Source organism: Bradyrhizobium sp. CCGB12 (assembly GCF_024199845.1).
Lineage (GTDB): Bacteria > Pseudomonadota > Alphaproteobacteria > Rhizobiales > Xanthobacteraceae > Bradyrhizobium.
The window spans coordinates 102136-128726 of sequence record NZ_JANADO010000001.1 but is presented as its reverse complement, the minus strand read 5'-3'; the positions used below and the strand labels follow the sequence as shown (position 1 = coordinate 128726).

The following is a 26591-nucleotide window of genomic DNA, read 5'->3' as shown; positions in this document are numbered from 1 at the left end:
GCTGCTCTCCCTCGCGGTCAGGACGCGACCGACATCTTTGCGATCTCCGCCGCGTTCGGCAGGTTCTCGACGTTCCAGCAGGCGTCAATCACGTGCCGGATCATCGCGGCGGGAATGATGCCGTCGGCAAGGTCCGAACACTTTGTCTCGAGTTGCTTGTCGGTCATGGGCTTTTCGGCGCTGCCGATCGCGTGCTCGATGTACCGGTTCAGCTTGCGGCCGTCCTTGAGCACGATGGTGAGATCGACCTGCTCCGGCTTGATACCCGGCGTGATCACAGGAACGACCTTGCCGCGGAGCGCAACGACCGTCGGATCGGTCACGGCGCGGTCGCTGAATTGCTTCTCACCGCCGGCGCCCTCGACGATCGCCACCGCGACCGCATGGTAGATGCTGAACTTTCCTTCGAGGCCCCGGCTTGGCGTTTTCTTGCCGGTCAGCTCTAAAACCAGCGGGTGGACCTTGAGGTCGATCCGCTCGATCTGGTCCGCGGTCACCTTGCTCTCGTTACGGAGCTGGACCGCCGCATCGATCGCCGGATGCATGACGATGCCGCAGGCGAACGGCTTGTAGGTATTGAGCGCGGCTTCGTAACGCTTGCCGAGGTCGCCCAGGATCTCGTTGTAGTCCTGCTTGGTGCTGATGGTATTAGCCCAGCCGCGCTTGGCCTCGATCATCGCGTCGGACGACGTAAAATTCTTCGAGGCCAGGATCGCCGCGAAGATGCCGCTGGAGGCGGCGCGGCCCGGATTGAAGCTCTTGTTCATCGAGCCGAAGGATTCACGCAGGCCCACCGGTTGCGAGGCGGCCAGGCCGAGCGCCCACGTCATCTGCTGCTCGTTCAGCTTCAAGAGCTTGCCGACGGCTGCGGCCGAGCCGAACACGCCGGCCGTGCCGGTGATGTGCCAGCCAACATCATAGTGGTTCGGATAGACCGAGTTGCCGATCCGACACTCGGTCTCGACCCCGAGCACCAGCGCGTTCAGAAATTCCTTGCCCGAGACCGGCTGCATCTCCGCCAGCGCGAGGATGGCCGAGGCGACGGGTCCGGCCGGATGGATGATCGTCTTCAGATGCGTGTCATCGTAGTCGAAGATGTGGCTCGACACGCCGTTGATGAAGGCCGCGTTCATGATGTCGAACCGCTCGCGCCGTCCGAACAGTGAAGCCTGCTGCGGTCCCGAGAACGGGCCGAGCGCGGAGACCGCGATGTCGACCGTCTCGTGATGCGAGCCGCCGATGGCGACGCCGACCCAGTTCAGAAGTGTACGGACGCCCTCCTTGCGCACATTTGCCGGAAGATCGTCGTAAGTCGCGGTCACGAGATAGCGTGCCAGCGCGCGTGTCACTTCCTTGGATGGGACCGCAGCGGGACTAGCCGCCGGCGCCTGCGCAAAGGCCACGCTGGTGCCCGCGGTGGCGAGCGGCAGCGCGGCGGCTGCCTGAAGCAATGTCCTGCGATCAGTGCGCATGGGCGGCCTCCTTGACCTTCATCGATACCAGTTGTGCCGCGAGCCGGACCGCGCTTTCGAGCGCACCGGTCTTGGCGACGCCCGTGCCGACGATGTCGAACGCGGTGCCGTGAGAGGGCGTCGTGAACACGGTCTCGAGGCCCGCGGTGACGGTGACGCCGCGGTTGAAGCCGCGTAGCTTGGTCGCGATCTGGCCCTGGTCGTGATACATCGCGACCACGCTGTCGAACTCGCCCGCAAAGGCGCGCACGTAAACGGTGTCGGCGGGATAAGGCCCGGTACAGGCAATCCCCGTCTTCGCAGCGGCTTCGACGGTGGGGCGGATCATCTCGATCTCATCGCGGCCGAACAGGCCGCCCTCGCCGGCATGCGGATTGAGCGCGGCGACCGCGATCCGCGGGCGGGCGACGCCGGCCTTGCGCATCATGCGGTCAACCAGCTCGATGGAATCGGTGATGCTCGCCGGGTTGATGCCGTCGAGCGCCTCGCGCAGCGACTGGTGCCCCGTGACGCGCGACATCCACTGGCCGTCGAGCACGTTCATCTCGGAGAAATAGGTCTTGTGGCCGAGCAGGCTCGCGAACATCTTGTGCTCGTCGGGAAACTTCCAGCCGCCGTCGAACATCGCGCGCTTGTTGAGCGGCGCGAAGGTGATTGCGTCGACCTCGCCCGCCTTGGAGAAATCGATCGCGCGCGACAGCGTCTCGCCGGTCAGGCGGCCCGATTCGGCGCTGGCCCTTCCGACCGGGAATTTGGCGGGATCGGTGTTGCCGAGATCGACGAGCTGCACCGTGCCGCGGCTCCAGTTGGCCGCCTTGGGGGAGGCAATCCGTTCGATCTTCAATTCCACGCCGGCATGGTCCATGCCCATTTCGAGCACGCGGGCATCGCCGACCACAACGAGGCGGGCTGCATCCGCGAGCCGGTCGTCCGAGAGGATGCGCGCGATCTGTTCGGGGCCGATGCCGGTGCAGTCGCCGGGGGTCAGCGCGATGACGGGCAGTTCATTGGTGTTGGTAGCCATATCAGAAGCCTTCATACTAAAAGCCTTGGATCCTTACTTCACGTCCTGGATTTGAGCGGCGGACCGGGCCCAGTCCTCCCGGTTGAATTCGCCGTCCCATTTCGCGACCACGATGGCGGCGACCGCGTTGCCGATGGTGTTGGTGATGGCGCGGGCCAGCGACATGAAACGGTCGATGCCGAGCAGCAGCGCCAGGCCCTCAGCCGGCAATCCTGCGGCGATCACGGTCGCAGCCAGCGCAGCGAATGCGCCGCCTGTGACGCCGGCAGCGCCCTTGCTGGTGAACAGCATCACCACGAACAGGCTCAATTGCTGCGCAGCCGTCAGCTCGATGCCGTAGACCTGGGCGACGAACATCGTCGAGAGCGGCAACGTCAGCGCGACGCCGTCGAGATTGAAGGAGTAGCCGGAGGGAATGACGAGACCGGCGACCGCGCGCCCGACGCCCGCCTTCGGCAGCTTCTCCATCATGCCGGGGATCGCGGTCTCCGACGATGAGGTACCGAGCACGACGAGCAATTCGTTGCGGAGCAGACGCAGCAGGTCCATCAGGCGGATGCCGGCGAGACGGCAGATCGTGCCGAGAATGACGAAGATGAAGAAGGCCATCATCGCCCAGGCGGTGCCGACCAGCAGCGCCAGCGCATAGAGCGTGGCGGCGCCAAATTTTGCGACCGTGAAGGCCATGGCGCCGAACGCGCCGATCGGTGCGAGCGCGACGACAACATGGACGACGCTGAACACGAGTTCGGTGATCCGCTCCAGCCCCGTCCGCAGTGGCGCGGCCTTCTCGCCGAGCAGCAGCAGGCCGATACCACACAGAAGCGCGAGCACGAGCACCTGGAGCACGTCGCCAGCCGCGAATGCGCCGACAAAGCTCTCCGGGATCATGTGCTGGATGTAGGCGGACAGTGATCCGACATGGGCCTGCGAATAGCGCGCGACGGTCTCGGCCTGCTGCGCGGTGGCATGGGCCACGCCCGCGCCCGGCTGTACCCAGCGCACGACGACGAAGCTGATCAGCAGGCAGACGGTCGTCACGGCCTCGAAATAGGCGAAGGCCTTGAGGCCGATGCGACCGACAGCCTTCATGTCGCCGACCTGGGCGATACCGGTAACCACGACCAGGAAGATCAGCGGCGCGATCGTCATCTTGATCAGCGAGATGAAACAATCGCCGAGCGGCTTGAGCTCGACCGCAAAGGCCGGAAACAGGGCGCCGAGCAGCGCACCGAGCGCCGCACCGGCGACCACCAGGACATATTGCTCGCGCCAGAGCGGCTTGCGGCGCCGTTCGGAAGCCGGGCTCGATATGGGCTTTGACGAGATGGGCTCAGACAGCGGAGCTGCGGCGATCTGCAATTGACTTCCTCCAACGCATCGTCGCGCCATGCGGCGTGGCGCCTTGTTCTGGTTTTGTGATGACGTTTACATTGGACCAGCGACGCCCGAGGCGCTAATGCCGTATCGGTATGATTTGAGGACGAAACGGCATCATGGACCTGGTCTGGCTGGAGGATTTCCTTGCCATCGCCGAGGAAGGCGGTTTCTCACGCGCCGCCCAGCGCCGACATGTGACCCAGCCGGCACTGAGCCGGCGCATCAGGTCGCTCGAGGAGTGGCTGGGCACGCCGCTGTTCGAACGCTCGACGCACACGATCACGCTGACACCGGCCGGCGAGAGCTTTCGCCCCGTTGCCGAAGACGTACTGCGCAGAGTTCTGGTCGGACGCGAGGAAGCTCTGGAGGTGGCACGGCTCAAGGCCGAGACCATCACCTTTGCGGCCACGCACGCGCTGTCGCAGACCTTCTTTCCGGAATGGATCCGCAATTCCGACAGCGCGCGGGCAGACTCCGCCGTGCAGCTCGTGGCCTCCAATTTTGCGGGCTGCGAAAAACTGTTGCTGGATGCGCAGGCCCACTTCCTGCTGGCTCATCATCATCCATCGCTAGCGACGCGGCTCGACATGGAGCGCTTCCAGCGCTTCGAGCTGTCGAGCGATCTCCTGATCCCGATCAGCGCGCCGATGACGAAGCCGTCGCGCGGCGCGCGCCGCGGCAAGGCCAGGCCGCGCTACGCCCTGCCCGGCACGGCCGATGCGCCGCTGCCCTATCTTGCCTATCACCCGGGCTCGGGCGTCGGGCGCATCGTCACGTCATTTCTCGCCGTGCAGGAGCCGGCGGCCTTTCTCGTTCCCAGCTTCGCCGCACCGGTCATGCTGCTGGTCGACATGGCGCGCGAAGGACGCGGCATCACCTGGGCCGCGCAGAGCCTGGTTCAGGCCGATCTCGACAGTGGCCGCCTGATGCGCGCCGGCGGGGCGGACTGGACCATAGACATCACGGTCTCCCTGTTCCGGCCGCGCGCCCGTATGACCCGCGCCGCCGAAAATTTCTGGAATGCGGTGCGCAAGGGCCGGCCGGCCGGAAAATCCACCGCAGCGCCGCGGACACGGTGATCGCGGCCCGGCCCGCATCGCTTCTCCGACCGCTTTGGCGGTGCATTCTGGTGGCGAGCCTTGCCACGACCGTGACGGCGAGCACCGCACACTCGGACGATGTATCGATCGCGCCCGCGGAGCTAAGGTCGATCGGCACGATCGATCCGCGCTTTCAGTCCTACAATATCGAGATGGTGGAAGTGACCGGCGGACGGTTCTGGAAACCGTATCCGCGCGGTGACCGCGCCTTCGATCAACGCGATCGTTACAGCTACAGGCCTCCGATTGAGCTTTCCAACCGACGTCTGCGCATGCTCGCCGCCGCCCTGTCGCCGGCCTATGTTCGCATCAGCGGGACCTGGGCCAATGCGACTTTCTTCGCGGACACGGAGCTCGCCCCAATACAGCCGCCGGCCGGTTTCAGCTCCGTGCTTACCCGGGCGCAGTGGCGCGGCGTGATCGATTTCGCGCGCGCGGTCGATGCGGAGATCGTCACCTCCTTCGCCGTCAGTTCAGGCAGCCGCGGTAGCGATGGCACATGGCGGCCAGATCAGGCACAACGCCTGATCGATTTCACGCGCTCACTCGGCGGCCGTCTCAGCGCTGCCGAGTTCATGAACGAGCCGACGCTCGCGGCCACGAACGGCGCGCCACCGGGATACGACGCGAAGGCCTATGGCCGAGACGTCAAGGAGTTTCGCGAATGGATCCGGCACAACGCGCCGGAGATGCTGATCATCGGCCCCGGCTCCGTCGGCGATACGGCGGCCCCGTCCACATCAGGCATCACCACGCGCGATCTCCTCGCCGCATCCGGCCCTGGCCTCGACCGCTTCTCCTATCATCACTACAACTCGATCTCGCCGCGCTGCGGGGGCCGTGACGATCCGGCGCAGGCGCTTTCGGAGCAATGGCTCGCCCGCAGCGATGCGGCGCTGGCGATCTATCGCGACTTGCGTGACGCGTTCGAGCCAGGCAAGCCGATCTGGCTGACGGAGACGGCGGATGCGGCCTGCGGCGGCAATCGCTGGGACAGCACGTTCCTTGACACGTTCCGCTATCTCGACCAGCTTGGACGCCTGGCTCGAGCCGGCGTCCAGGTGGTGATGCAGAACACGCTGGCCGCCAGCGACTACGGTCTGCTGGACGAGAGGACCTTTCGTCCCCGAGCGAACTACTGGGCCGCGCTGCTCTGGCATCGCTTGATGGGGACGACGGTGCTCGACACGGGTTCGGCCGCCGCGCCGGGTCTGCACGTCTATGCACATTGCCACCCGACCTCGCGCGGCGCGGTCGCGCTACTCGCGATCAACATCTCGCGCGATGCCTCACGCTCGCTGGCCCTGCCGCTTCCATCCGAGCGCTACACCCTTCATTCCGCGCGGCCCCAGAGCACGACGGTGCAATTGAACGGCAGAACGCTGGCGCTTGCGGCTGGCGACCGATGGCCTGACATCGCGGGCATTCCAACAGCAGCCGGCACGATCGATCTCGCGCCGGCGACGATCACCTTCTTCGTCATCCCCAGCGCGGCCAACCCCGCCTGCCTCTGACGCTCAGGATTTCAGCGCGTCCCGCGCCGTCTCGGGTGCCATCAGCGTTGCGATGATCGTGACGATCGACAGCGCGATGATGTAGACCGACACTGCCCAGTACGAGCCGGCCCAAGCGAGCAGCGCGGCCGCGATCAGCGGGGAGAAGCCGCCGCTGAGCGCGGCCGCGACATTGGCGCCGAGCGAAGCACCGCTGTAGCGCACCTGGGTGCGGAACAGCTCCGGCATGAAGGCCGCCTTCGGCCCGAACAGCAGCGCGTGGGTCAGCGTCATCGTGACGACGAGCGCGAAGGTGATCAGCGCCGGCTCCCGGGTGTCGAGGAACCAGAACAGCGGAAACGCCAGTGCCACGGAGAACACGCCACCGGCCAGATACAGCGCCTTGCGGCCGAAAATGTCGGAGAGCCAGCCGGCGAGCGGCAGCGTCGCGAACTCGACGATCGCGGCATAGACCACCGCGTTCAGGATCACCTGCCGCGGCAGGCCGAGTTTTGTTGTGGCGTAAACAACCGTGAAGACGGTGAGGAGATAAGCGAGGCCGACTTCGGAGACCGTGATGCCGATCGCAAGCAGGCAGCTGCGCCAGTCGCGGCGCAGCACCTCAAGCACCGGCTGCGCCAGCACTTCCTTACGCTCGACCACCTCCTTGAAGTGCGGCGTCTCCGCAAGCTTGAGCCGCACGATGAAGCCAACACCGACCAGCAAAATGCTGATCAGGAACGGCACCCGCCAACCCCAGCTCAAGAAGTCCGCCTCGGGCAATTGCGTCACCAGGCCGAAGATGCCGGTGGAGGCGGCGACGCCGACTGGAAAGCCGATCTGCACCAGGCTGCCGTAGAAGCCGCGGCGGTTGCCGGCGTGCTCGATCACCATCACGACTGCGCCGCTCCATTCGCCCCCGAGGCCAATGCCCTGGATGAAGCGCAGGATGACGAGAAAGATCGGCGCCCAGATGCCGATCTGGCTGTAGGTCGGCAGGCAGCCGATCAGGAAGGTGCCGAGCCCCATCGCGATCATGGTCGCGACCAGCATGGCCTTGCGCCCAAGCCGGTCGCCATAATGTCCGATGATCGCACCGCCGATCGGCCGCGCGACGAAGCCGACCGCATAGGTCGAGAACGCCGCAAGCGTGCCGACGAAGGGGTCGAAGCTCGGGAAGAACAGCTTGTTGAACACGAGCGCCGCGGCGGTGCCGTAGATCAGGAAGTCGTACCATTCGATCGCGGTGCCAAGCGCGCTCGCCCACACCACACGCGCCGTCGTCGATCTCTCCGCCGCCGCGGAGACCCCCGTTGCTGCCGTCATGCCACGCCCCAAAGATTCCTGAGGGGATCATGACCAATCGCGACGGCGGTTGCAACCTGTGGAGGTGTTAGCTCTCACAGGATAACTGCGCGAGATTTGCGCGCCGCTGCTCCCACGTCCGTCATTGCGAGGAGCCCTTGCGACGAAGCAATCCAGAGTGTCTCCGCGGAAATAGTCTGGATTGCTTCGCTCCGCTCGCAATCACGGGCGTTGAGGCAGTTGCGCATGTTCCGCGACATCGTCTCGACGGCCACGGAACCTCATCGCCCACCTTATTCGCCATTGACAAACTAATTTTATAATATCTAATTTGTGTATAGAAATAGCCCGCCGCGCCAAGCGGCCAATAAGAGAGGGAACGACGATGAGAGGGCTTTTGGCCTGCGCCATGCTCGCGGCCATGACTTCGGCAGCCATGACATCGGCGGCGACCGCGCAAGTCTCCGATGACGCAGTGCGGATCGGGGTGCTGACGGATCTGTCGAGTTGGGGCCGCGACAACAGCGGGCCGGGCTCGGTCGAAGCCGCGAAGATGGCGGTGGAGGAGTTTGGGCCGACCGTGCTCGGCAAGCCGATCGAGATCATCAGCGCCGACCACCAGATGAAGACCGACGTCGGCGTGCAGATCGTGCGCGGCTGGTTCGACAACGGCAAGGTCGACGCCGTCGTCGACATCCCCAATTCCGGCATCGCGATCGCCGTGCACAACATGGTGCGCGAGCGCAACAAGATCGCCCTGCTCTCCGGCCCCGGCGCAAGCTCGCTGACCGACGAGCTTTGCAGCCCGAACACCGTGCACTTCACCTACGATACCTATGCGTTGTCCAAGGTGACGGCCTCCGCCGTGATCAAGGAAGGCGGCAAATCCTGGTACTTCATCACCGCCGACTACGCCTTCGGCCAGCAGCTCGAAAAGGACGCCACCCGCTTCATCAACGAGATGGGCGGCAAGGTGCTCGGCGGCGTCAAGCACCCGACCAACACCGCGGACTTCTCCTCCTTCGCGCTCCAGGCGCAGAGCTCGAAATCCGACGTCGTCGCCTTCGCCAATGCCGGCCAGGACACGGATAACGCCATCAAGCAGTCCGGCGAATTCGGCCTCGTCCAGGGCGGCCAGAAGCTCGTCGGCCTCTTGATGTTCGACACCGACGTGCACGCGATCGGCCTGAAGGCCGCGCAGGGCACCTATATGACGACAGCCTCGTACTGGAACATGGACGAGGCGACGCGGGCCTGGTCGAAAAAATTCTATGAGCGCACCAAGGTGATGCCGACCATGATCCAAACCGGCGTCTACGGTTCGGTGCTGCACTATCTCAAGGCCATCAAGGCCGCCGGAACCGACGATCCCGCCAAGGTGATGGCCAAGATGCGCGAGCTGCCGATCGAGGATACATTCGTCCATGGCGGCAAGTTGCGCGAGGACGGCCGCGTCATCCGCGACATGTATCTTGCCAAGGTAAAAACGCCCGAGCAGTCCAAGGAACCGTGGGACTATCTGGAGATCGTCAAGACCGTGAAGGGCGAGGACGCCTTTCGCCCGGTCTCCGAATCCAAATGTCCGCTCTTGAAGAAGTGAGGCAGAGATGACCGGCAGCGAGCATAGCGCAATTGAGACGTACGAGTGCGATGTGCTCGTGGCCGGATCGGGCGCCTCCGGCATGTCGGCCGCGATCACCGCGCGCTATCGCGGCCTCGACGTCTTGATCGTCGAGAAGGAGCCGCGCTTCGGCGGCACCACCGCCCGCTCCGGCGGCTGGCTCTGGATTCCCGGCACCTCGCTGGCGAAGGCTTACGGCATCACGGAGACGCCGGAGCAAGCCCGCACTTACTTGCGTCACGAGGCCGGCAACAATTACGACGCTGCGCGTGTCGATGCGTTCCTGACCGCCGGTCCCGAGGCGGTCGATTTCTTTACCACCAAGACAGCGCTCCGCTTCGACATGCCGCTGGTGTTTCCCGACTACCACTCGGAGGCGCCCGGCGGCACCCAGGGCGGGCGTTCGATGGTGGCGCGCCCGTTCGATGGACGCGAGCTCGGTGACCACATCGGGACACTCGGCATGCCCCTGCCTGAACTGACCGTGTTTGGCATGATGCTTGGTTCAGGCAAGGATATCGTCCATTTCATGCGCGCGACGAAATCGCTGACCTCGGCGATCTATGTCGCCAAGCGTCTGTCGCGGCATTTGATGGACGTGCTCCGCTACGGCCGTGGCATGACACTGACCAACGGCAATGCCCTCGCCGGGCGCCTCGCGAAGTCGGCGCAGGATTTGAAGATTCCGATGTGGCTATCCTCCCCGGTGCGCGAGCTGACGGTCGAGAACGGTACCGTCACCGGCGCGATCGTTTCGCGCGAGGGGCGCGAGGTGCGAGTCCGCGCGCGCCAGGGTGTCGTGCTCGCCTGCGGCGGCTTTCCGCATGACGTCGAGCGGCGCAAGAAGATGTTTCCACATGCGCCGACCGGCAATGAGCATTTTTCGCCCGGTCCCACCGGCAACACCGGTGACGGCCTGCGCCTTGCGGAGAGCGCCGGCGGGCATGTCGAGGATCGCCTGCCGAACGCGGCGGCCTGGGTGCCGGTATCGCAGACCACGCGCAAGGACGGCTCGAAGGGCGTGATGCCGCATTTCATCGACCGCGCCAAACCCGGCGTGATCGCGGTGATGCGCGACGGCAGGCGTTTTGCGAATGAAGGCAATTCCTATCACGACTTCGTCCAGGCCATGGTCAAGGCGGCCAAGCCCGGCGAGGAGATCGCGGCCTATCTCGTCTGCGATCACAAGACGCTGCGGAAGTACGGCCTTGGCTGCGTGCCGCCCTTCCCGATGCCAACAGGCCATCATTTGAATACCGGCTATCTCATGCGGGGCGACACGCTCGAGGCGCTGGCTGCGAAAGCCGGCATCGATGCGAAGGCGTTCATCGAAACCGTCAGGCAATTCAATGCGACCGCGCCGCTGGGACAGGACGTCGCCTTCGGCAAGGGCTCGAAGGCCTATAACCGCTACCAGGGCGATGCGCTGCACGGTCCCAACCCCTGCGTCGCGCCGATCGAGAACGGGCCGTTCTACGCCATCAAGATGGTGATCGGCGATCTCGGCACCTATGCCGGCATCGTCACCGACGAGAACGCCCGCGCGCTCGACGCCGAAGACCGCGTCATTCCCGGGCTCTATGCCGCCGGCAACGACATGGCGAGCATCATGGGTGGCAACTATCCCGGCGCCGGCATCACGCTTGGGCCGGCGCTGACCTTCGGCTACATTGCCGGCAGACATCTTGCCGACAGCGCCGCCAAGCGCAACGCGGCGTAGCGTACGCCAGGAGGCGCATGAAGAGGGAAAGCCGCGGCATCCAGTCGATCGAGGTCGGCGGAGAATTGCTTCGCGCGCTCGCCAGAAGCGGCGAGCCGATGATGCTGCGCGATCTTGCCCGCGAAGCCGGCATGACGCCGGCCAAGGCGCATCCTTATCTCGCCAGCTTCTCGCGCATCGGACTGATCGAGCAGGACGAGAGCACCGGCCGCTACGAGATCGGTGCGCTGGCGCTGGAGCTCGGCCTGATCAGCCTGCGCCGGCTCTCCGGCGTGCGCATCGCACGTCCCAAGATCGCCGCACTGGCAAGCCAGATCGGGCACGCGGTCTCGCTGGCGGTGTGGGGCACGCACGGTCCGACCGTGGTGCAGCTCGAAGAGCCGGCCCAGCCCGTCCACATCGTGATGCGCGCCGGCTCGGTGATGGCGTTGCTGGAGACGGCCACGGGCCGCGCCTTTGCGGCGTTCCTGCCGGACAAGACGATCAGCGCCGCGCTCGAAAGCGGGCTCGACCGTCACGGCGTCGGCTACAACCCGAAGCGCGCCGTCAAGGGTGCGAAGGTCGCCGAGATGCTCACGGAGGTGCGCAAGCACGGCCTCGCCCGCGCGCTCGGCGATCCCCTGCCCGGCGTCAACGCGTTCTCCGCGCCCGTGTTCGACCATTCCGGCCATGTCGCGCTGGTCATCACCGCGATGGGGCCGGAAGGTACGTTCGACGCGCGCTGGGACAGCCCGATCGCGCACGCCTTGCGAGATTGCGCCGGCGGCATCTCGAAGCGGCTCGGCCACGGCATGACGGCCGCGGCGGAGTGAGCGGTAGTTTTGCGTTGTCCTGGCGAAAGCCAGGACGACATCGAAAGCGTAGCGGCAGCCTCGTTCCCACCGCGCTTTCGCGCCCCCTACTTCTCCTTCACCGGCACCGTGTAGTTCAGGATCAGCCGGCCACCGTCCGGATAGATCGTCTGTCCGGTGATGTAGGACGCATCATCACTGGCAAGGAACGCTACGACCGACGCGACTTCGCTCGGCTCGCCGCCACGGCCGGCTGGCGTGCGCGACATCACGGTCTTACGGGCATCCTCGGAGGTGTAGATGGACGACGCCACCATGTCGGTCAGGATCGTGCCCGGTCCGACCGCGACGACGCGGATGTTGTGCGGGGCGAGCGCGACAGCAGCGACCGAGGTGAGCTGCTTCATGCCGCCCTTGGACATGGCGTAGGTCGCCAGCGACGGGATCGCCAGCAGCGCATTCACCGAGGACATGTTGATGATGACCCCGCCGCCACCCTGCGCGATCATCTGCTTCGCTGCGGCTTGCACGCCGAAGAACGCGCCCTTCAAATTGATGCCGATGATTTCGTCGAATTCCGCCTCGGAAATTTCGAGGATGTCCCGGTTACGGGCGACGCCGGCATTGTTGACCATGATGTCGAGCCGACCGAACTCCTTCACGGCGGTCGCGACGAACTGGTCCACATCCGCGCGCTTGGCGACATTGCCGACGACGGTGCGCAAGGCATCCGGCCGCCCGAGCTCGGCGGCCGTCGCCGCCAGGCCGTCGGCATCGACATCCGAGATCACGACCTTGACGCCGTCGTCCAGGAATCTCTTCGCGCAGGCCTTGCCGATGCCGCGGGCCGCGCCGGTGATAGCCGCAACCTTGTCCTTGAGCGTCATGCTTGCGCCTCCTGAAATAGGACGCCGCCTGGGCGTCAATTCGCAGCCGACCGCGCCGCGGCTGGCATGTAGATCTGCGCGTAGCCTTCCTTGATCGCGGACGTGATGCGGTCGAGGCGGCGATCGATGTGCTTCTCCAGAACGGAGACGCAAGCCTCTTCGTCACGCGCCTTTAGGCCTTCGACGACGGCGCGGTGCTCGGCTTGCGTGTTGGAGCGATTGATGCGGTCCATGTCGATCCAGCGCACGAAGCGGATGCGGGCGTTGACGTTGCGCAGCACGCGCAGCATCTCGGCATTGTCAGACATCGCCATCAGCCGCTCGTGAAAGGTCTCGTCGAGCTCGACCAGTTCGACAGACGAGCGCTCGCCCGGATCGGGACCGGTGGCTTCGAGGAATTTCAGCAGCGCGTCGATGTCCTCATCCTTGGCGCGCTTGATGGCGAGGCGGATCGAGGCGACCTCGATCGACTTGCGCAGCTCGTAGAGATCGAAGATCTCGTGCGCGTCGAGCTCGCGGCAGAAGAAGCCCTTGCCGGGCGTGAAGCGCAGAAAGCCTTCGGTGTTGAGGCGGTTGAGCGCCTCGCGCAGCGGTGTGCGGCTGACGCCCAGGCGTTTTGCCAGCTCGCCCTCGTTGAGCCGTTCGCCCGGCTTGAACTCATAGCTCACGGCCATCGCCTTGAGCTGTTCATAGACGCGATCGACGATACTATCGGAAGCCAGTTCCACGTTGCTCTTCATAGGCTGCATTCACACCAGAACACAGTCCAATATACCGGGGCTGTGGGAGTGATTGCAATGCAAACAACAACAGAGGTTGTGAAGAGCGTCGTGACAGCCGGACTTAAGCGAACGTGCGCGGGCGCAGTCCAGCATGAAACCAGGTGATCATGGAATAGATGTCATAGACCGGCAGGCCAACTTCGGCCTGCAAGGCTGCCGCATAAGGCGGCATGTTGGTGCATTCGAGCACGATGGCGCCGACATCAGGATGTTTGGCGACGAGCTCCTTGCCGGCCTCGACCACGTCACGCTCGGCCTGCGCGACGTCCATGTCGTCCTTCTCGGCCTTGATCAGAACGCGGAAAAACTCATTGCCGTTCTCGGTTCCGACCAGCGGCGTGTCGAGCGGCACGCCGGCGCCTTCGAGATGGGCGGGCGTCAAGGTCGACCCCGACACCGTGACGAGACCGACGCGCTTGCCCGGCGGCAAGGTCGCCTGCACCCACGGCACCTGCATCAGCGACGAGGTCGCGACGGGAACGCCGACGGCCGCTGCGATCTCCTTCTGGAACAGTGAGAGAAAGCCGCAATTGGTGGTGATGGCCTCGGCCCCGAGCCGCACCAGATCCTTCGCCGCATCGATGAAGTCAGGCAGCAGGCCGGCCGCGCCCTTCAGCACCACCTTCTCCGGCGAGGCGCCGCTCACCACGCGATAGAGCACCGGGAAAGGCCAGGTCGTGCCATTGCCCATGTCACCGGGAATGCGGGGGAAGCGCGCTTCCAGCATCAAAATGCCGAGCGGCGCGCCGTAGATGGCCTTGCCGCCACGGGCGATGCGGGAGGACGAATTGGCTGAAGCGGTCATGGTGCGATCTCAGAGGAAACGAGTGGGCGCGAACGGTGCGAGCGGAATTTCCGGCTGCTTGCCGCTCAGGAGCTGCGCGACGAGACGGCCGGTACGGGCCGAGCCGACCAGGCCGACATGGCCGTGGCCGAAGGCGTAGACGATGTCGCGCGAGGCGCGCGCATGGCCGATGCAGGGCAGTCCATCCGGCATGCTCGGCCGATGACCGAACCAGGTCTTGATGCGCGAGGCTGGAATGTCCTTTGGCAGTTTAGGGAACATGCTGAAGAGGTTGTTGCGCAGGATCTCGGCGCGCTTCCAGTTCGGCGCAGCCTCGAGGCCGGCGATCTCCACGGTACCGGCCGCGCGCAGGCCCTTGTCGGTCCAGTTCACGACCATCTTGGCATCCGACGCCATCATGGAGCTGCGCGGACCCGATTCCGGGTTCTCGATCATGACGTGATAGCCGCGCTCGGTCTCCAGCGGCAAGGGATCGCCGACCGATGCGGTGAGCTGCTTCGAGCGGGCGCCGGCGGCGACCACCACGGCATCGCAAGGGACCTCGGCGGTCTCGGTGACGACGGCGACGAGCTTGTCGCCGTTCAGCTTGAGACCCGTCGCCTTGGCACGAATCAGCTTGGCCCCGCTGGCGAGTGCGTGCTGGGCAAGGGCGGCAACGTAAGCACCGGGATCGCGGCAGCGGCCGGCCTCTTCGACGACGACACCAAACTTGTAGCGCGGATGCAGATCCGGCTCGCGCTGACGCATCTCATCGGCGTTCAGCTCAAGCCATTCGACGCCAACCTTCTTGCGCAGGCGCCAGCCGAGATCGTTGTCAAAATTGCCGCGCTCGGGGAACACATGCATCACACCGTTGCGCTCGACCAGCTCGGGCACGCCCGCCTCCTCGGCGAGCTTCCGGTGCAGCAGCGGCGCGTCCTTCAGGAGATCGCGCAGCGCAAACGCCGTCTTTTCGACCCGCGCCTCGGTCCAGCCCGAGAGCAGGTATTTGACCAGCCAGGGCAGCGCCTTCGGCAAGTAAGACCAGCGGATCGCGAGCGGACCGAGCGGATCCAAGAGATAGCCCGGCACTTTCTTCCAGATGCCTGGCTCGGCCGGCGGGATCACCGAATGCGAAGAGAGCCAGCCGGCATTGCCGTAACTCGCCGCCTGTTCGCCGCCGGGCTCGCCCGGATCGATCAGCGTGACGCGATGCCCTTCGCGCAGCGCCTCGATGGCGCTGATCACGCCGACCGCGCCGGCACCGATGATCGCGACGTGGCGGCCGGTCGCCATCGCTCAGGCCTTCACCGCTCGGGCAAAATCCTTGCCGACCGACATCGCGCGCGGATCGATGATGCAGTGCAGGATCGACGGCTTGCCCGAGGCGAGCGCACGCTCGAAGGCCGGCGCGAACTGTTCGGTGCGCTCGACCCGCTCGCCATGGCCGCCGAATGCTTTTGCGTACATCGCAAAATCCGGGTTCTTGAGCTGGGTACCGACGACCCGACCGGGATAGTCGCGCTCCTGGTGCATGCGGATGGTGCCGTATTGCGAATTGTCGACGACGATAACGACCAGCGGGGCATCATACTGCACGGCGGTCGCGAATTCCTGGCCATTCATCAGGAAGCAGCCGTCACCGGCAAAGGCGACGACGACGCGATCGGGATATTGCCGCTTGGCCAGCACACCCGCCGGCACGCCGTAGCCCATCGACCCCGAGGTCGGCGCGAGCTGCGCGGCAAAGCTGTGGAAGCGGTGATGGCGATGGATCCAGCCGGCATAGTTGCCGGCACCGTTGCAGACGATGGCGTCCTTCGGCAGCCGATCGCGCAGCCAGGTCATGACCTGGCCGTACTGGAACGTGCCCGGCAGCTCGCGTGCCTTGTCGGTCCAGGCAAGGTAGTCGGCATGCGCCTTGGCGGCCTCGCCCTTCCATGCAACCGCGCCGGTAGGCTTCAGCGTCTCGACCGCGGCGGCGAAGGCGGCCGGCGTCGCCTGGATCGCCAGCGCCGGTTGATAGACCCGGCCAAGCTCTTCCGAGCCCGGATGCACGTGGATCAGCTTCTGCTGCGGGGTCGGAATGTCCAGCAGCGTGTAGGACGAGGACGGCATCTCCGACATGCGGCCGCCGATCAGCAGGATGACATCGGCGCCCTCGATGCGCGCCTTCAGGCCCGGGCTGGGCCCGATGCCGAGATCGCCGGCATAATGCGAGTGATCGGCATCGATCAGCGACGCCCGGCGGAACGAGGTGGCGACCGGCAGGTCGAACCGCTCGGCAAAGCGTGCGATGCTCCTGGTGGCGTCATCGGTCCAGCGCGAACCGCCGAGGATGACCAATGGCGCCTTGGCGCCTGCAAGCATGGAGCCGAGCTTTTCGATGTCGGCAGGCGCCGGCCAGCTCACGGCGGGCTCGATGCGCATCGCATCGGCGACGGCGGCGGTCTCGGTCAGCATGTTCTCCGACAGCGCGATCACCACCGGACCGGGGCGGCCCTGCATCGCGACACGGAAGGCGCGCGCCACCAGCTCCGGAATGCGGTCGGGGCGATCGATCTCGACCGCCCATTTCGCCATGGTACCGAACACCGCCTTGTAGTCGAGCTCCTGAAAGGCCTCGCGCTCGCGCATGCCGGTGTCGACCTGGCCGACGAACAGGATCATCGGCGTCGAATCCTGCATCGCGATGTGGACGCCATGGCTGGCATTGGTCGCGCCCGGGCCGCGGGTGACGAAGCAGACGCCAGGCCGGCCGGTGAGCTTGCCATAGGCTTCGGCCATCATCGCAGCACCACCTTCGGCGCGGCAGATCACGACGTCGATCGGGCTGTCATGCAGCGCATCGAGCGCGGCCAGATAGCTCTCACCGGGCACGCAGGTGACGCGCTCGACGCCTTGCGCGACGAGCTGATCGATCAGGATCTGGCCCCCGGTGCGGGTGTTGCGAATGGTCATGACAGCTCCCTGCAGGCTTTGGCGATGCGCATCACGGCCTCGCGCAAGTTTTGTTCCGAGGTGGCGTAGGACAGGCGGAAATAAGGTGCAAGGCCGAAACAGCTGCCCGGCACCACGGCCACGTCATGTCTCTCCAGCAGAAAGCGGCAGAACGCAGCATCGCTGTCGATGGCGGCACCATCCGGCGTGCGGCGTCCGATCAGGCCGGCGCAGCTCGCATAGGTATAGAACGCGCCTTCCGGCCGTCGGCAGGTGACGCCGTCGATGGCATTGAGCGCATCGACCACGATGTTCCGGCGCCGCTGGAACGCGGCGCGGCGCTCGACCAGCACGTCCTGCGGTCCGGTCAGCGCAGCGATCGCCGCGGCCTGGCTCACGGATGACGGATTGGTCGTGCTCTGGCTCTGGACCACGGCCATCGCCGCGATCAGCTCGCGCGGACCGCCGCCATAGCCGACGCGCCAGCCGGTCATGGCATAGGCCTTGGAGACCCCGTTGACGGTCAGCGTGCGCGATTTCAGGCTCGGTTCGAGCGCTGCGGCCGTGACGAACGGCATTCCGTCATAGATCAGGTGCTCGTAGATATCGTCAGCCATCAGCCAGACATGCGGATGCCGCGTCAGCACGTCCAGGATCGGGCGAAGCTGTGCCGCCGAATAGGCCGCACCGGTCGGGTTGGACGGTGAGTTCAAAAGCAGCCAGCGCGTCTTCGGCGTGATCGCGCGTTCGAGATCGGCTGCATCCAAGCGAAAGCCGTTCTCCTCACGGCAGAGCACGTCGACGGGCGTGCCGTCGGCAATGCGCACCATGTCGGCATAGCTGGTCCAGTAGGGCGCGGCGAGGATGACCTCGTCGCCGGGGCTGAGCGTCGCCATGAAGGCGTTGTGGATCACCTGCTTGGCGCCGGCGCCGGCGGTGATCTCGTCCGCGGCATAGACGAGATCGTTCTCGCGGCGGAATTTCTCGGCGACTGCCGCCTTCAATTCCGGCGTGCCGTCCAAGATCGTGTATTTGGTCTGGCCGGCGCGGATGGCGCGCTCGGCCGCGTCCTTGGCATGGTCAGGCGTGTCGAAATCAGGCTCGCCGGCGCCCAGCACGATCACCGGCCGTCCCTCGCGCTTCAGCCGCTGCGCGACCGCGCCGATCTTGAGGATCTCGGAGACGCCGATCGCGCTGATACGCTGTGCGGGGCGGAAGGTCGATGCGGGAGCCTGGACGGTCACGGCCGAGCCCTTACTTGCGCGCGGCGATCGCGATCACTTCGATGCGGAAGGCGGGATCGGCGAGCTCGACCTTGCCGCAGGCGCGGGTCGGCGTGTTATCAGGCACGACCCAGGCATCATAGACCGCGTTCATGGCGTCGAAATCGTCCATGGTCTTGAGCCAGACCTGCACGCTGAGCAGGCGCGACTTGTCGGTGCCGGCGCGCGCCAGCATGTCATCGACCTTGGCCAGCGCCTCTTTCGTCTGCTGGGTGATGTCGGCGGTCTTGGTGTCCGCCACCTGTCCCGCGAGGAAGACGAGATCGCCGAACACGGAAGCGCGGCTGCGGCGGGCGTTCTGGTCGATGCGGGTGATATCCGACATGGGATGTCCTTATGCTTTACTTGCCGGTGGCGATGATGCGGCGGCAGTGGTCGAGCGCGGCACCGATGAGGTTGTCGCTTGCCTCCGGCGTGCGGAACGCCGAATGCGCCGACAGCGTCACGTTCGGCAGTTTTGTCAGGGCATGGCCAGCCGGCAGTGGCTCGACGGTGAAGACGTCGAGGCCTGCGTGCGCAATGTGACCGGAGCGGAGCGCATCGAGCATCGCGTCCTCGTCGACGACGGCTCCGCGCGCGGTGTTGATCAAGATGCTGCCGGGTCGCATCTGCGCGATGCGCTCTCGCGATAGGAAGCCTTTGGTCTCGTCGTTGAGGAGCAGATGCAGCGAGATGACGTGGCTCTCGGCAAGCAGCTTCTCCAGCGAAACGAACTCGACGCCGGGATGGGTCTTCGGTGTCCTGTTCCAGGCGATCACCTTCATGCCGCAACCCGCCGCCATGCGGGCGGCTTCCGCGGCGATGCCGCCGAAGCCGATCAGGCCTAGGGTCTTGCCGGTGAGCTGCATCGCGTCGCGGCGCAACCAATTGCCCTCGCGCATGCCGCGGTCCATCTCGCCAAAGTTTCGCGCGGAGGCCCACATCAGCGCGATCGCGCATTCGGCGACGGCCGTGTCGCCATAACCCTTGATGGTGTGAACGGCGATACCGCGCTCAGCGAGCTCTTCCGGATTCATGTAGCTGCGCGCGCCGGTGCCGAGGAAGACGATGTGCTTCAGCTTGGCGCACTTTGCGGCAATCGCGGTCGGCACCGCCGTGTGATCGACGATCATGATCTCGGAATCGCCGAGCAGGCCGGGCAGATCGTCGGGCTTGATCGAGGGATCGCGGTTGATGGCAACAGGCAGATTGTCGATGCCCAGCAGCTTGTCGGTCACCGCCGCCAGGGTCTCGTTCGCATCGACGAATAGAGCGCGCACAGGCCTCTCCTTCAGATCAAGAAATAATTGCGTTCAGTCTTGTATTCAGACTTGCATGCCATTGACAACCCCTGCTGCCACCGAATTTTGCGCAATCCTGCCAAGATATTGGGCTCATCTTTGCCTTGCCGCACAAATGGTCAGCAGCGTGAAATACCGTATTGCATTTTATCCTGAATACAGGAATAGTCCAGCGGCCGGAGACGATCCGACCCAAATGCCAGGGAGACAGAGACCATGAATCGCAGGGACGCTCTCACCACCGTCGCGCTGGCAGGCGCAGCAATTGCCGCCGCGAGCAGCTCGGCCAAGGCCGACACCGCACCGACCTCCACGCTCGACCGCATCAAGAAGAATGGCGTGCTGCGGATCGCCGTGATCGTCGGCCAGGAGCCCTACTTCCACAAGGATCTCGCCACCAACGAGTGGTCGGGCGCCTGCATCGAGATGGCCAAGGACATCGCCGGCAAGCTCGGCGCCAAGGTCGAGACTCTGGAATCGACCTGGGGCAACCAGATCCTCGACCTCCAGGCGGACAAGGTCGACCTCGCTTTCGCCGTGAACCCGACGCCGGAGCGCGCGCTCGTCATCGACTTCTCGACGCCGATCCTAGTGCACTCCTTCACCGTCATCACCAAGAAGGGCTTTGCCAAGCCGCAGACCTGGGCCGAGCTCAACAAGCCCGAGGTCAAGATCGCCGTCGACATCGGCTCGACGCACGAGACGATCGCGCGCCGCTACTGTCCGAAGGCGAACATCCTCGGCTTCAAGAACCGCGACGAGGCGATCCTCGCGGTCGCGACCGGCCGCGCGGACTGCAATGTCTCGCTGGCGGTGCTCTCGGTCTCGACGTTGAAGAAGAATCCGAACCTCGGCGATCTCGCGATCCCGCGCCCGCTGCTGACGCTGCCGACCAACATGGGCATCCGCGCCGAGAGCGACCGCCGCTACAGGGATTTCCTGAGCGCCTGGGCCGACTACAATCGTTCGATGGGCCAGACCCGCGAATGGATGCTCAAGGGCTTCGAGGCGGTCGGCCTCACCGCGGACGACCTTCCGGGCGAAGTGCAGTTCTGACGGCCGTTCGACGATGTATGTCTGGGAGTTCGCGGCGCTCAAGCCGTATTGGGGCCTGATCTGGCAAGGGCTCCTGGTCACATTGTTCTACACGGTGATCACGGTAGCCGCGGGCCTCGTGATCGGACTGATCGTCGGCATCCTGCGCACGACGGCACCGCGCTGGGTCTCGGTGCCGCTGCGTCTCTACATCGAGGTGTTCCGCTGCACGCCGCTCCTGGTGCAGCTGGTCTGGATGTACTACGCCCTGCCCGTCCTGATCGGCGTCGACATGTCGCCGGCGATGGCCTGCTTCATCGCGCTGTCGCTCTATGCCGGCTCGTTCTACGCCGAAATCTTTCGCGGCGGCATCGAGGCCGTCGACACTGGCCAGTGGGAGGCCGGGCGTGCCATCGGCATGCGCCGCGGCAAGATCTTCCGCCGCATCGTGCTGCCGCAGGCAACCCAGGTGATGATTCCCTCCTTCATCAACCAGACCATCATGCAGCTCAAGAACACCTCGCTGGTGTCGGTGGTCGCGGTCGGCGATCTCCTTTACCAGGGCTCGGTGATCACGGCGACGAGCTACAAGCCGCTCGAGGTCTACACCACGATCGCCGTGCTCTATTTCGTCGTGCTGTTCCCGCTGACGCTGGTCGCGGACCGCGTCGAGCTGAAGATGGGAGCGCATCGATGAACGCGAACGGCGCGACGCTGGCCGCTGATAACATCCACAAGGCATTCGGCGATCACGAGGTCCTCAAGGGCGTATCGCTCTCGGTCGCACGCGGCGAGGTCGTCACCCTGATCGGCGCCTCCGGCTCGGGCAAGTCCACCTTCCTGCGCTGCCTGAATTTGCTGGAAATGCCGCAGCAGGGCGAGCTCGCGATCGGCGCGCACAAATTCGCCTTCGGCAAAGGCGTGCGCGCCGCGGGCGATGCGCAGCTGGCGCTACTTCGCCGCAGCGTCGGCATGGTGTTTCAGCATTTCAATCTGTTCCCGCATATGTCGGTGCTCGGCAATATCACCGAGGGTCCGGTGCAGGTGAAGGGCATGACGCAGAGCGAAGCCAACGAACTCGGCCGCGACCTGCTCGCCAAGGTCGGCCTCGCCGACAAGGCCGACGCCTTTCCGAGCCGCCTGTCCGGCGGCCAGAAGCAGCGCGTCGCGATCGCCCGCGCACTCGCGATGAAGCCCGGCGTGATGCTGTTCGATGAGCCGACCTCGGCGCTCGATCCCGAGCTCGTCGGCGAGGTGCTGTCCGTCATCCGCAGCCTCGCCGCCGAAGGCATGACCATGGTGCTGGTCACGCACGAGATGGCATTCGCTGCCGACGTCTCCACCCGCGTCGGCTTCATGAACGATGGCGTCATGGCCGAGATCGGGACGCCCGAGGAGACCATCCGCCAGCCGCGCAGCGAGCGGCTGAAGGCGTTCCTGAGCAGGTTTCACGAGCCGCATTAGGGGCGCGCGACCCGCGTCAGCCAAACCCGCACGCAGATCAAGGCAGCGCCGATCAGGCCGATTGCTGCCATCTATAGGGCTTGATCTATCTCAAGACTACATCCGAAAGGCGAGCCGAGCTTACCTCCGCAAGACAGCGATACGTCCGGACAATTCGGGAGGTAAAGCATGTATCGTCATATTCTCATTCCGACGGATGGATCTGAGCTCGCGGAGCGCGGGGTGGCGCACGGATTGACGCTGGCGAAATCTCTTGGAGCCACCGTATCCGTCATCTTCGTCGTGGAACCATTTTCTGAAGTGTCGAGCCGGTTCCTGGAAGCCGTCGTCGCCTATGTCGAGTTCCGCAAGCAGCAGGCTGCGAGCGTGCTCGATGCCGTGGCAAATGAGGCCAAGACAGCCGGTGTCTCCTGCCAGACGATTCAGGTGGAGAGCGGACACCCCCATCAGGCCATCATCGCCGCAGCCGCGGATAAGGGATGTGATCTCATCGTCATGTCGTCGCACGGACGCAGCGGAGTTGCCGCGCTTCTCATCGGCAGCGTGACGAGCAAGGTGCTGTCGCACGCGAAGATACCCGTGCTGGTCTGCCCCTAAACATATAGGCCCGCATCGAGACCAGACCTGCGCGCCGTGAGATAGAGACATTGTCGCCGAGAAGGGAGCTTGCAAATGTACGCCCATATTCTCTTGAGCACGGATGGATCGGATGTCGCGCGAAACGGTCTCAAGCATGGAATTGCATTGGCCAAGGCCCTAGGGGCGAGGGTGACAGTCATTGCCGTCACGGAATCGCTGCCGATCGACTACGGCAGCGGACATGCCTCAGGCTGGATACCCTCGCAGCAGGAAATCGATGCCTTCGATGCTGCCTCCAGGGAGCGTGCGGACAAATTCCTCGGTGAGGCCCGCGCGATGGCGGAGCAGACTGGGATATCTGTCGAGCTCATGCATGTTCCAAATGCGCATCCGGCCAGCACGATTATCGCAACAGCAAAGTCCGCGGCTTGCGACTTGATCGTCATGGGCTCTCACGGGCGCCGGGGTCTCAAGAAGCTATTCCTTGGGAGCCAAACATCAGAAGTCCTGGCGGACGGAAGCGTACCCGTGCTGGTCGTGCACTGAGAAACATTGCACTTTGAAACGCGCGACAATCCGGATCTCACAACAAGCATGGCCGGCCGCTGGCAGCGGCGCATGCTGCCGCGAATGGATGTTGAAGGGGTTTGAGGCCGTCGGTCTCAGCGCGGACGACATTCCCGGCGAAGTGCAATTCTGACGGGGCTCGCACTCATGAACGGCGCGGTTTCTCGCCGAGCCGGCGCCAGCGAGAATAATCATGCCTACCGTCCCATTGATGGACCGGCCAAAAACACACGGTACAGCGGAAGATCCCCTTAGCCGGAACGAGAAGCTGCATCGCCTCGTAGACGGCCTTGCAGGCTTCACAGGTGAACGCCACGGTCTTGGGGTAAGCGGCTCTTTCAGGCCCCAACTCTGGGTGACTACACCTCTCGCGTGCAAGCGGGATCGGTTCGAGGGAGGCATCCGGTTTCGCCACGACGTCAACAGGTGCTTCTCTTGACGCATCTCGCGCTAACGCGCGGTCGATCTTCATCTTGACGCGGCGTGCCGCCAGCAGCCCAAGGATAGCCTGCACCTTGCCCGAGAAGTCGCGAGTGCCGACACGAAAACGGTATCCCAGATCCCGTACTCCCCGGTTTCGGTGACCAGGAAATGAATTGACCGATGAATGCCGCTCTGTCGACCAGGTTGCTTGCCAGCCATGACCTAGCCTGTCTGGTCCTTCGCCTCGGCGGCGATCACCCGCTCCGCCCCACCAGCCAATGACTTGAGGGGTTCAGCAGGACGCGAGTACAGCTCGCGTTTCACCTTGTCGGAATACCTGGTCAGCGCGCATTCGGCTGCGTCAGCCCAAAGCTTTTCTTGATGCGCGATCATGTCCTTTATCTGCATTCGCCCCCGTGCGCCCAGCTGGAGACATCCGCTGTCGGCCAATGCGGAAAAGCGGCCGGCGCAAAGCAATCGGCTAGATGATTGCGTCCGTCATGTCTTGTGATCCTGGGCCAATTGATTGCGAATTATGCTCACACCGGCTTGCCTCGGCGCTTCAGGCTTTGACATAGGTCAAGATGCGGCCCTCTCAGCTGCCGACGTTTGCCGAGACCATAACTCGGTGTCGAATGAGAACCGCCAACCCCCCGACAAGCGGCTTGCCATTGATCCCGAGCTGTACCGGGGGGATAGCTCGCCTCGCATGTGCCCAACTTCGGGATGCGAGGGTTGACCCTGCTCCGATTCTCTCGGCCGCGGGCTTGGCGATCGAGGACATTGAGAACCCCAAGCGCCGCATTGTTGCGAGCGCGCAAATAACGCTCCTCGAGCTCGCCGCGAAGGAATTGCAAGACGACTGCTTCGGATTTCATCTGGCTCAAGGCTTCGAGCCGGGGGAGATTGGACTTCTGTACTACGTGATGGCGTCATCGGAGCGGCTCGTCGACGCACTGCGCACTGGAGAACGCTACTGCGCGATCAACAACGAGGGAGTACGGCTGCGGACGTCCCTGGAGCAGGGATTTGCGATTGGATTAGAGTATATCAACCTCGATCGACGAGCGGATCGGCACCATATGGAATTCTGGCTGATGGCGCTTGTTCGCATCTGTCGCGCATTGACCGACGCCAGGCTGGCGCCAAGGCAGATCAAATTGAAGCACGACAGACGCGAGACGCCTCCGGATGTCCGATCCCAGCTGGGATGCGACATCGAATTTTCGGCCGACCGAGACGAGGTGCTGTTTCCCTCGCAGATCGGCGTGTTGCCACTCGTTGGAGCTGATCTTCACCTCAACAAGATGCTACTTCACTACGCCGATGAAGCTTTGACCAATCGGCCCTCGCGACGGGCCAGCATACGATCTCGCGTCGAAGATCAGATTGCCCAACTGCTTCCGCATGGCCAAGTCAACGCCGCAGAGATCGCGCACCGTCTCGGCATGAGCCGGAGAACGCTCGCTCGGGCGTTATCGTCCGAAGGCGTTGGATTCTTGAACGTCCTCGAAGCATTCCGAAATGCGCTTGCGCGCCGTTACCTCATGGAAGAGGAATTGCCGATTTCCGAGATCGCATGGTTGCTGGGCTACAGTGAGGTCAGCTCCTTCACTCACGCTTTCGTTCGCTGGGCCGGCGTCACGCCAAAGACGTACCGCAGTTCGAACCGAGTTCGCTGAAACGCTGGCACAAAGCCTCAAATCCCTGGCACAGACGAGCAAGACCTCGCGGATCATAGTCCGCTAGACCTATGCCATGCGTTCAAACAAGCTTTTGGCTGAACTTGCATCTCGCTGTTGCGAATCCTGGGAATCGGCTTTCGGCACCATGACCAGGGACGACTGGCTGTTCCTGGTTCTGGCTGCCTGGTTCGTCAGTCTCTTCGCATCGCTGGCCTGGATTCTGTTGGCGACTTGAGCCGGTCTACCAACATAGATATTCGCGTCGAGGCCATCCCAAGCGAAGTGCTATTCTAGGGCGCGTACTCATAAAGCATGCCCGCTTGGCTCCGATACGACTACATTGTGCTGGGACAGCAAATGACGCGATGGGCCAGGAGCAATCAGTCAAGGTTGGCTAGAATGCCTCGGATAAACGGCTCTTTGGCTAACAGGTACTGCTGAATACCCGAGGTATTTTCGCGCTCCAGCCTTAGCTTCAACTCCTGATATCTCGAGCGGTCCCCTGCATGCTTGCGCAAGTGGTCTCGAAATTTCAGCATCCGCGCAATCTGTCCGTGGCCATCTAAGCACACATGAAGCTTGTGAGTGCGAACGCCGTTCACGTCCCGCTTGAAGAAATAGTGGCCTGAGGAGAGGTCGCCCCCGCGACGATAACCTAGCGCTACCAATGATCCGCTCCAATCCTCCAGCCCACCGTCTGACTTCACCACGGCGAGCACGTCGATTTCTCCTTTGGCCGCCAATTCGGGTACAGCGGTGCTCCCAACGTGATGAATGCCGATCAACGCGGAACCGAAAATCGGTTTTAGTCGCGCCGCTTCTATCGAGTACTGCTCCGGCCAAGTCGGATCATAAGGCTTGATGGGGCTGGTGAGAGACATGTCTCAATAATATGCCGAAACGCGAACTCAGCCAAGATCGCTGCGAACTATCTTGCCTTCGTCCAGCTTGCGTCAATCAGGCTTTGGCTGCGCGT

General features: G+C 64.2%; 25 protein-coding genes. 11 read left to right on the top strand and 14 right to left on the bottom strand.

What is annotated here, in order from left to right:
* Window positions 1-17: 17 nt before the first annotated feature.
* The 3 genes from NLM27_RS00635 to NLM27_RS00625 are packed head-to-tail and all read right to left on the bottom strand — an operon-like array spanning window position 18 to window position 3858.
* Window positions 18-1472 (bottom strand): MmgE/PrpD family protein, encoded by a 1455-nt coding sequence (locus NLM27_RS00635; protein WP_254141493.1) that lies wholly within the window; start codon window positions 1470-1472, stop codon window positions 18-20.
* Window positions 1462-2496: a PdxA family protein gene (locus NLM27_RS00630; RefSeq protein WP_254141492.1), complete on the bottom strand. Its 1035-nt coding sequence runs from the start codon at window positions 2494-2496 to the stop codon at window positions 1462-1464. The genes NLM27_RS00635 and NLM27_RS00630 overlap by 11 nt, the downstream gene beginning before the upstream one ends.
* A gap of 33 nt (window positions 2497-2529) precedes the next feature.
* Entirely contained in the window at window positions 2530-3858 is a 1329-nt protein-coding gene (locus tag NLM27_RS00625) for a cation:dicarboxylate symporter family transporter (RefSeq protein WP_254141491.1), read from the bottom strand.
* Window positions 3859-3992: 134 nt separating this feature from the next.
* Here NLM27_RS00625 and NLM27_RS00620 point away from each other — a divergent pair, with 134 nt between their 5' ends.
* On the top strand, window positions 3993-4955 hold the full coding sequence (locus NLM27_RS00620; protein WP_254141490.1) for a LysR family transcriptional regulator: 963 nt from the start codon (window positions 3993-3995) through the stop codon (window positions 4953-4955).
* 50 nt (window positions 4956-5005) lie between these two features.
* Window positions 5006-6490, top strand: coding sequence for a hypothetical protein (locus NLM27_RS00615; RefSeq protein WP_254141489.1), 1485 nt, complete (start codon window positions 5006-5008; stop codon window positions 6488-6490).
* A 3-nt stretch (window positions 6491-6493) separates the two neighbouring features.
* Here the strand turns inward: NLM27_RS00615 and NLM27_RS00610 are convergent, their stop codons facing one another.
* Window positions 6494-7795: an MFS transporter gene (locus NLM27_RS00610; protein ID WP_254141488.1), complete on the bottom strand. Its 1302-nt coding sequence runs from the start codon at window positions 7793-7795 to the stop codon at window positions 6494-6496.
* A 364-nt stretch (window positions 7796-8159) separates the two neighbouring features.
* Here NLM27_RS00610 and NLM27_RS00605 point away from each other — a divergent pair, with 364 nt between their 5' ends.
* The 3 genes from NLM27_RS00605 to NLM27_RS00595 are packed head-to-tail and all read left to right on the top strand — an operon-like array spanning window position 8160 to window position 11927.
* Window positions 8160-9374 carry an ABC transporter substrate-binding protein gene (locus NLM27_RS00605; RefSeq protein ID WP_254141487.1) on the top strand — a complete coding sequence of 405 codons (1215 nt, stop codon included), beginning with the start codon at window positions 8160-8162 and terminating at the stop codon, window positions 9372-9374.
* Between the two features lie 7 nt (window positions 9375-9381).
* Window positions 9382-11115 carry an FAD-dependent oxidoreductase gene (locus tag NLM27_RS00600; RefSeq protein WP_254141486.1) on the top strand — a complete coding sequence of 578 codons (1734 nt, stop codon included), beginning with the start codon at window positions 9382-9384 and terminating at the stop codon, window positions 11113-11115.
* A gap of 17 nt (window positions 11116-11132) precedes the next feature.
* Entirely contained in the window at window positions 11133-11927 is a 795-nt protein-coding gene (locus NLM27_RS00595) for an IclR family transcriptional regulator (RefSeq protein WP_254141485.1), read from the top strand.
* Between the two features lie 86 nt (window positions 11928-12013).
* Here the strand turns inward: NLM27_RS00595 and NLM27_RS00590 are convergent, their stop codons facing one another.
* The 8 genes from NLM27_RS00590 to NLM27_RS00555 form a co-directional block, all read right to left on the bottom strand.
* Window positions 12014-12793, bottom strand: coding sequence for an SDR family NAD(P)-dependent oxidoreductase (locus NLM27_RS00590; RefSeq protein WP_254141484.1), 780 nt, complete (start codon window positions 12791-12793; stop codon window positions 12014-12016).
* Window positions 12794-12828: 35 nt separating this feature from the next.
* Window positions 12829-13521: a GntR family transcriptional regulator gene (locus tag NLM27_RS00585; RefSeq protein WP_254141483.1), complete on the bottom strand. Its 693-nt coding sequence runs from the start codon at window positions 13519-13521 to the stop codon at window positions 12829-12831.
* Window positions 13522-13636: 115 nt separating this feature from the next.
* The gene (locus NLM27_RS00580) at window positions 13637-14380 is read right to left on the bottom strand and encodes an aspartate/glutamate racemase family protein (RefSeq protein WP_254141482.1); all 744 of its coding nucleotides are present in this window, start codon (window positions 14378-14380) and stop codon (window positions 13637-13639) included.
* Between the two features lie 9 nt (window positions 14381-14389).
* Window positions 14390-15655, bottom strand: coding sequence for an FAD-binding oxidoreductase (locus tag NLM27_RS00575; RefSeq protein WP_254141481.1), 1266 nt, complete (start codon window positions 15653-15655; stop codon window positions 14390-14392).
* A 3-nt stretch (window positions 15656-15658) separates the two neighbouring features.
* The gene (locus tag NLM27_RS00570; RefSeq protein WP_254141480.1) at window positions 15659-17320 is read right to left on the bottom strand and encodes a thiamine pyrophosphate-binding protein; all 1662 of its coding nucleotides are present in this window, start codon (window positions 17318-17320) and stop codon (window positions 15659-15661) included.
* Window positions 17317-18543, bottom strand: coding sequence for a pyridoxal phosphate-dependent aminotransferase (locus tag NLM27_RS00565; protein ID WP_254141479.1), 1227 nt, complete (start codon window positions 18541-18543; stop codon window positions 17317-17319). Before NLM27_RS00565 ends, NLM27_RS00570 begins: the two co-directional genes overlap by 4 nt.
* A gap of 10 nt (window positions 18544-18553) precedes the next feature.
* Complete coding sequence (locus NLM27_RS00560) at window positions 18554-18907, bottom strand: RidA family protein (RefSeq protein WP_254141478.1); 354 nt, start codon at window positions 18905-18907, stop codon at window positions 18554-18556.
* A 16-nt stretch (window positions 18908-18923) separates the two neighbouring features.
* Window positions 18924-19841 carry an NAD(P)-dependent oxidoreductase gene (locus NLM27_RS00555; protein ID WP_254141477.1) on the bottom strand — a complete coding sequence of 306 codons (918 nt, stop codon included), beginning with the start codon at window positions 19839-19841 and terminating at the stop codon, window positions 18924-18926.
* Between the two features lie 237 nt (window positions 19842-20078).
* Here NLM27_RS00555 and NLM27_RS00550 point away from each other — a divergent pair, with 237 nt between their 5' ends.
* The 5 genes from NLM27_RS00550 (at window position 20079) to NLM27_RS00530 (ending at window position 23486) form a co-directional block, all read left to right on the top strand.
* Window positions 20079-20918, top strand: coding sequence for a transporter substrate-binding domain-containing protein (locus NLM27_RS00550; protein WP_254141476.1), 840 nt, complete (start codon window positions 20079-20081; stop codon window positions 20916-20918).
* A 13-nt stretch (window positions 20919-20931) separates the two neighbouring features.
* On the top strand, window positions 20932-21594 hold the full coding sequence (locus tag NLM27_RS00545; protein ID WP_254141475.1) for an amino acid ABC transporter permease: 663 nt from the start codon (window positions 20932-20934) through the stop codon (window positions 21592-21594).
* Window positions 21591-22361 carry an amino acid ABC transporter ATP-binding protein gene (locus NLM27_RS00540; RefSeq protein ID WP_254141474.1) on the top strand — a complete coding sequence of 257 codons (771 nt, stop codon included), beginning with the start codon at window positions 21591-21593 and terminating at the stop codon, window positions 22359-22361. The genes NLM27_RS00545 and NLM27_RS00540 overlap by 4 nt, the downstream gene beginning before the upstream one ends.
* Before the next feature lie 168 nt (window positions 22362-22529).
* Window positions 22530-22958, top strand: coding sequence for a universal stress protein (locus tag NLM27_RS00535; RefSeq protein ID WP_254141473.1), 429 nt, complete (start codon window positions 22530-22532; stop codon window positions 22956-22958).
* 75 nt (window positions 22959-23033) lie between these two features.
* Window positions 23034-23486, top strand: coding sequence for a universal stress protein (locus tag NLM27_RS00530; protein ID WP_254141472.1), 453 nt, complete (start codon window positions 23034-23036; stop codon window positions 23484-23486).
* Window positions 23487-24152: 666 nt separating this feature from the next.
* On the opposite strand, the gene NLM27_RS00525 is transcribed toward NLM27_RS00530, so the two are convergent.
* Window positions 24153-24323 (bottom strand): hypothetical protein, encoded by a 171-nt coding sequence (locus NLM27_RS00525; protein WP_254141471.1) that lies wholly within the window; start codon window positions 24321-24323, stop codon window positions 24153-24155.
* A 242-nt stretch (window positions 24324-24565) separates the two neighbouring features.
* Here NLM27_RS00525 and NLM27_RS00520 point away from each other — a divergent pair, with 242 nt between their 5' ends.
* On the top strand, window positions 24566-25612 hold the full coding sequence (locus NLM27_RS00520) for an AraC family transcriptional regulator (protein ID WP_256569911.1): 1047 nt from the start codon (window positions 24566-24568) through the stop codon (window positions 25610-25612).
* Window positions 25613-25995: 383 nt separating this feature from the next.
* On the opposite strand, the gene NLM27_RS00515 is transcribed toward NLM27_RS00520, so the two are convergent.
* A complete protein-coding gene (locus NLM27_RS00515; protein WP_254141469.1) occupies window positions 25996-26496 on the bottom strand; it encodes a GrpB family protein in 501 nt (166 codons plus the stop codon).
* Window positions 26497-26591: the final 95 nt, after the last annotated feature.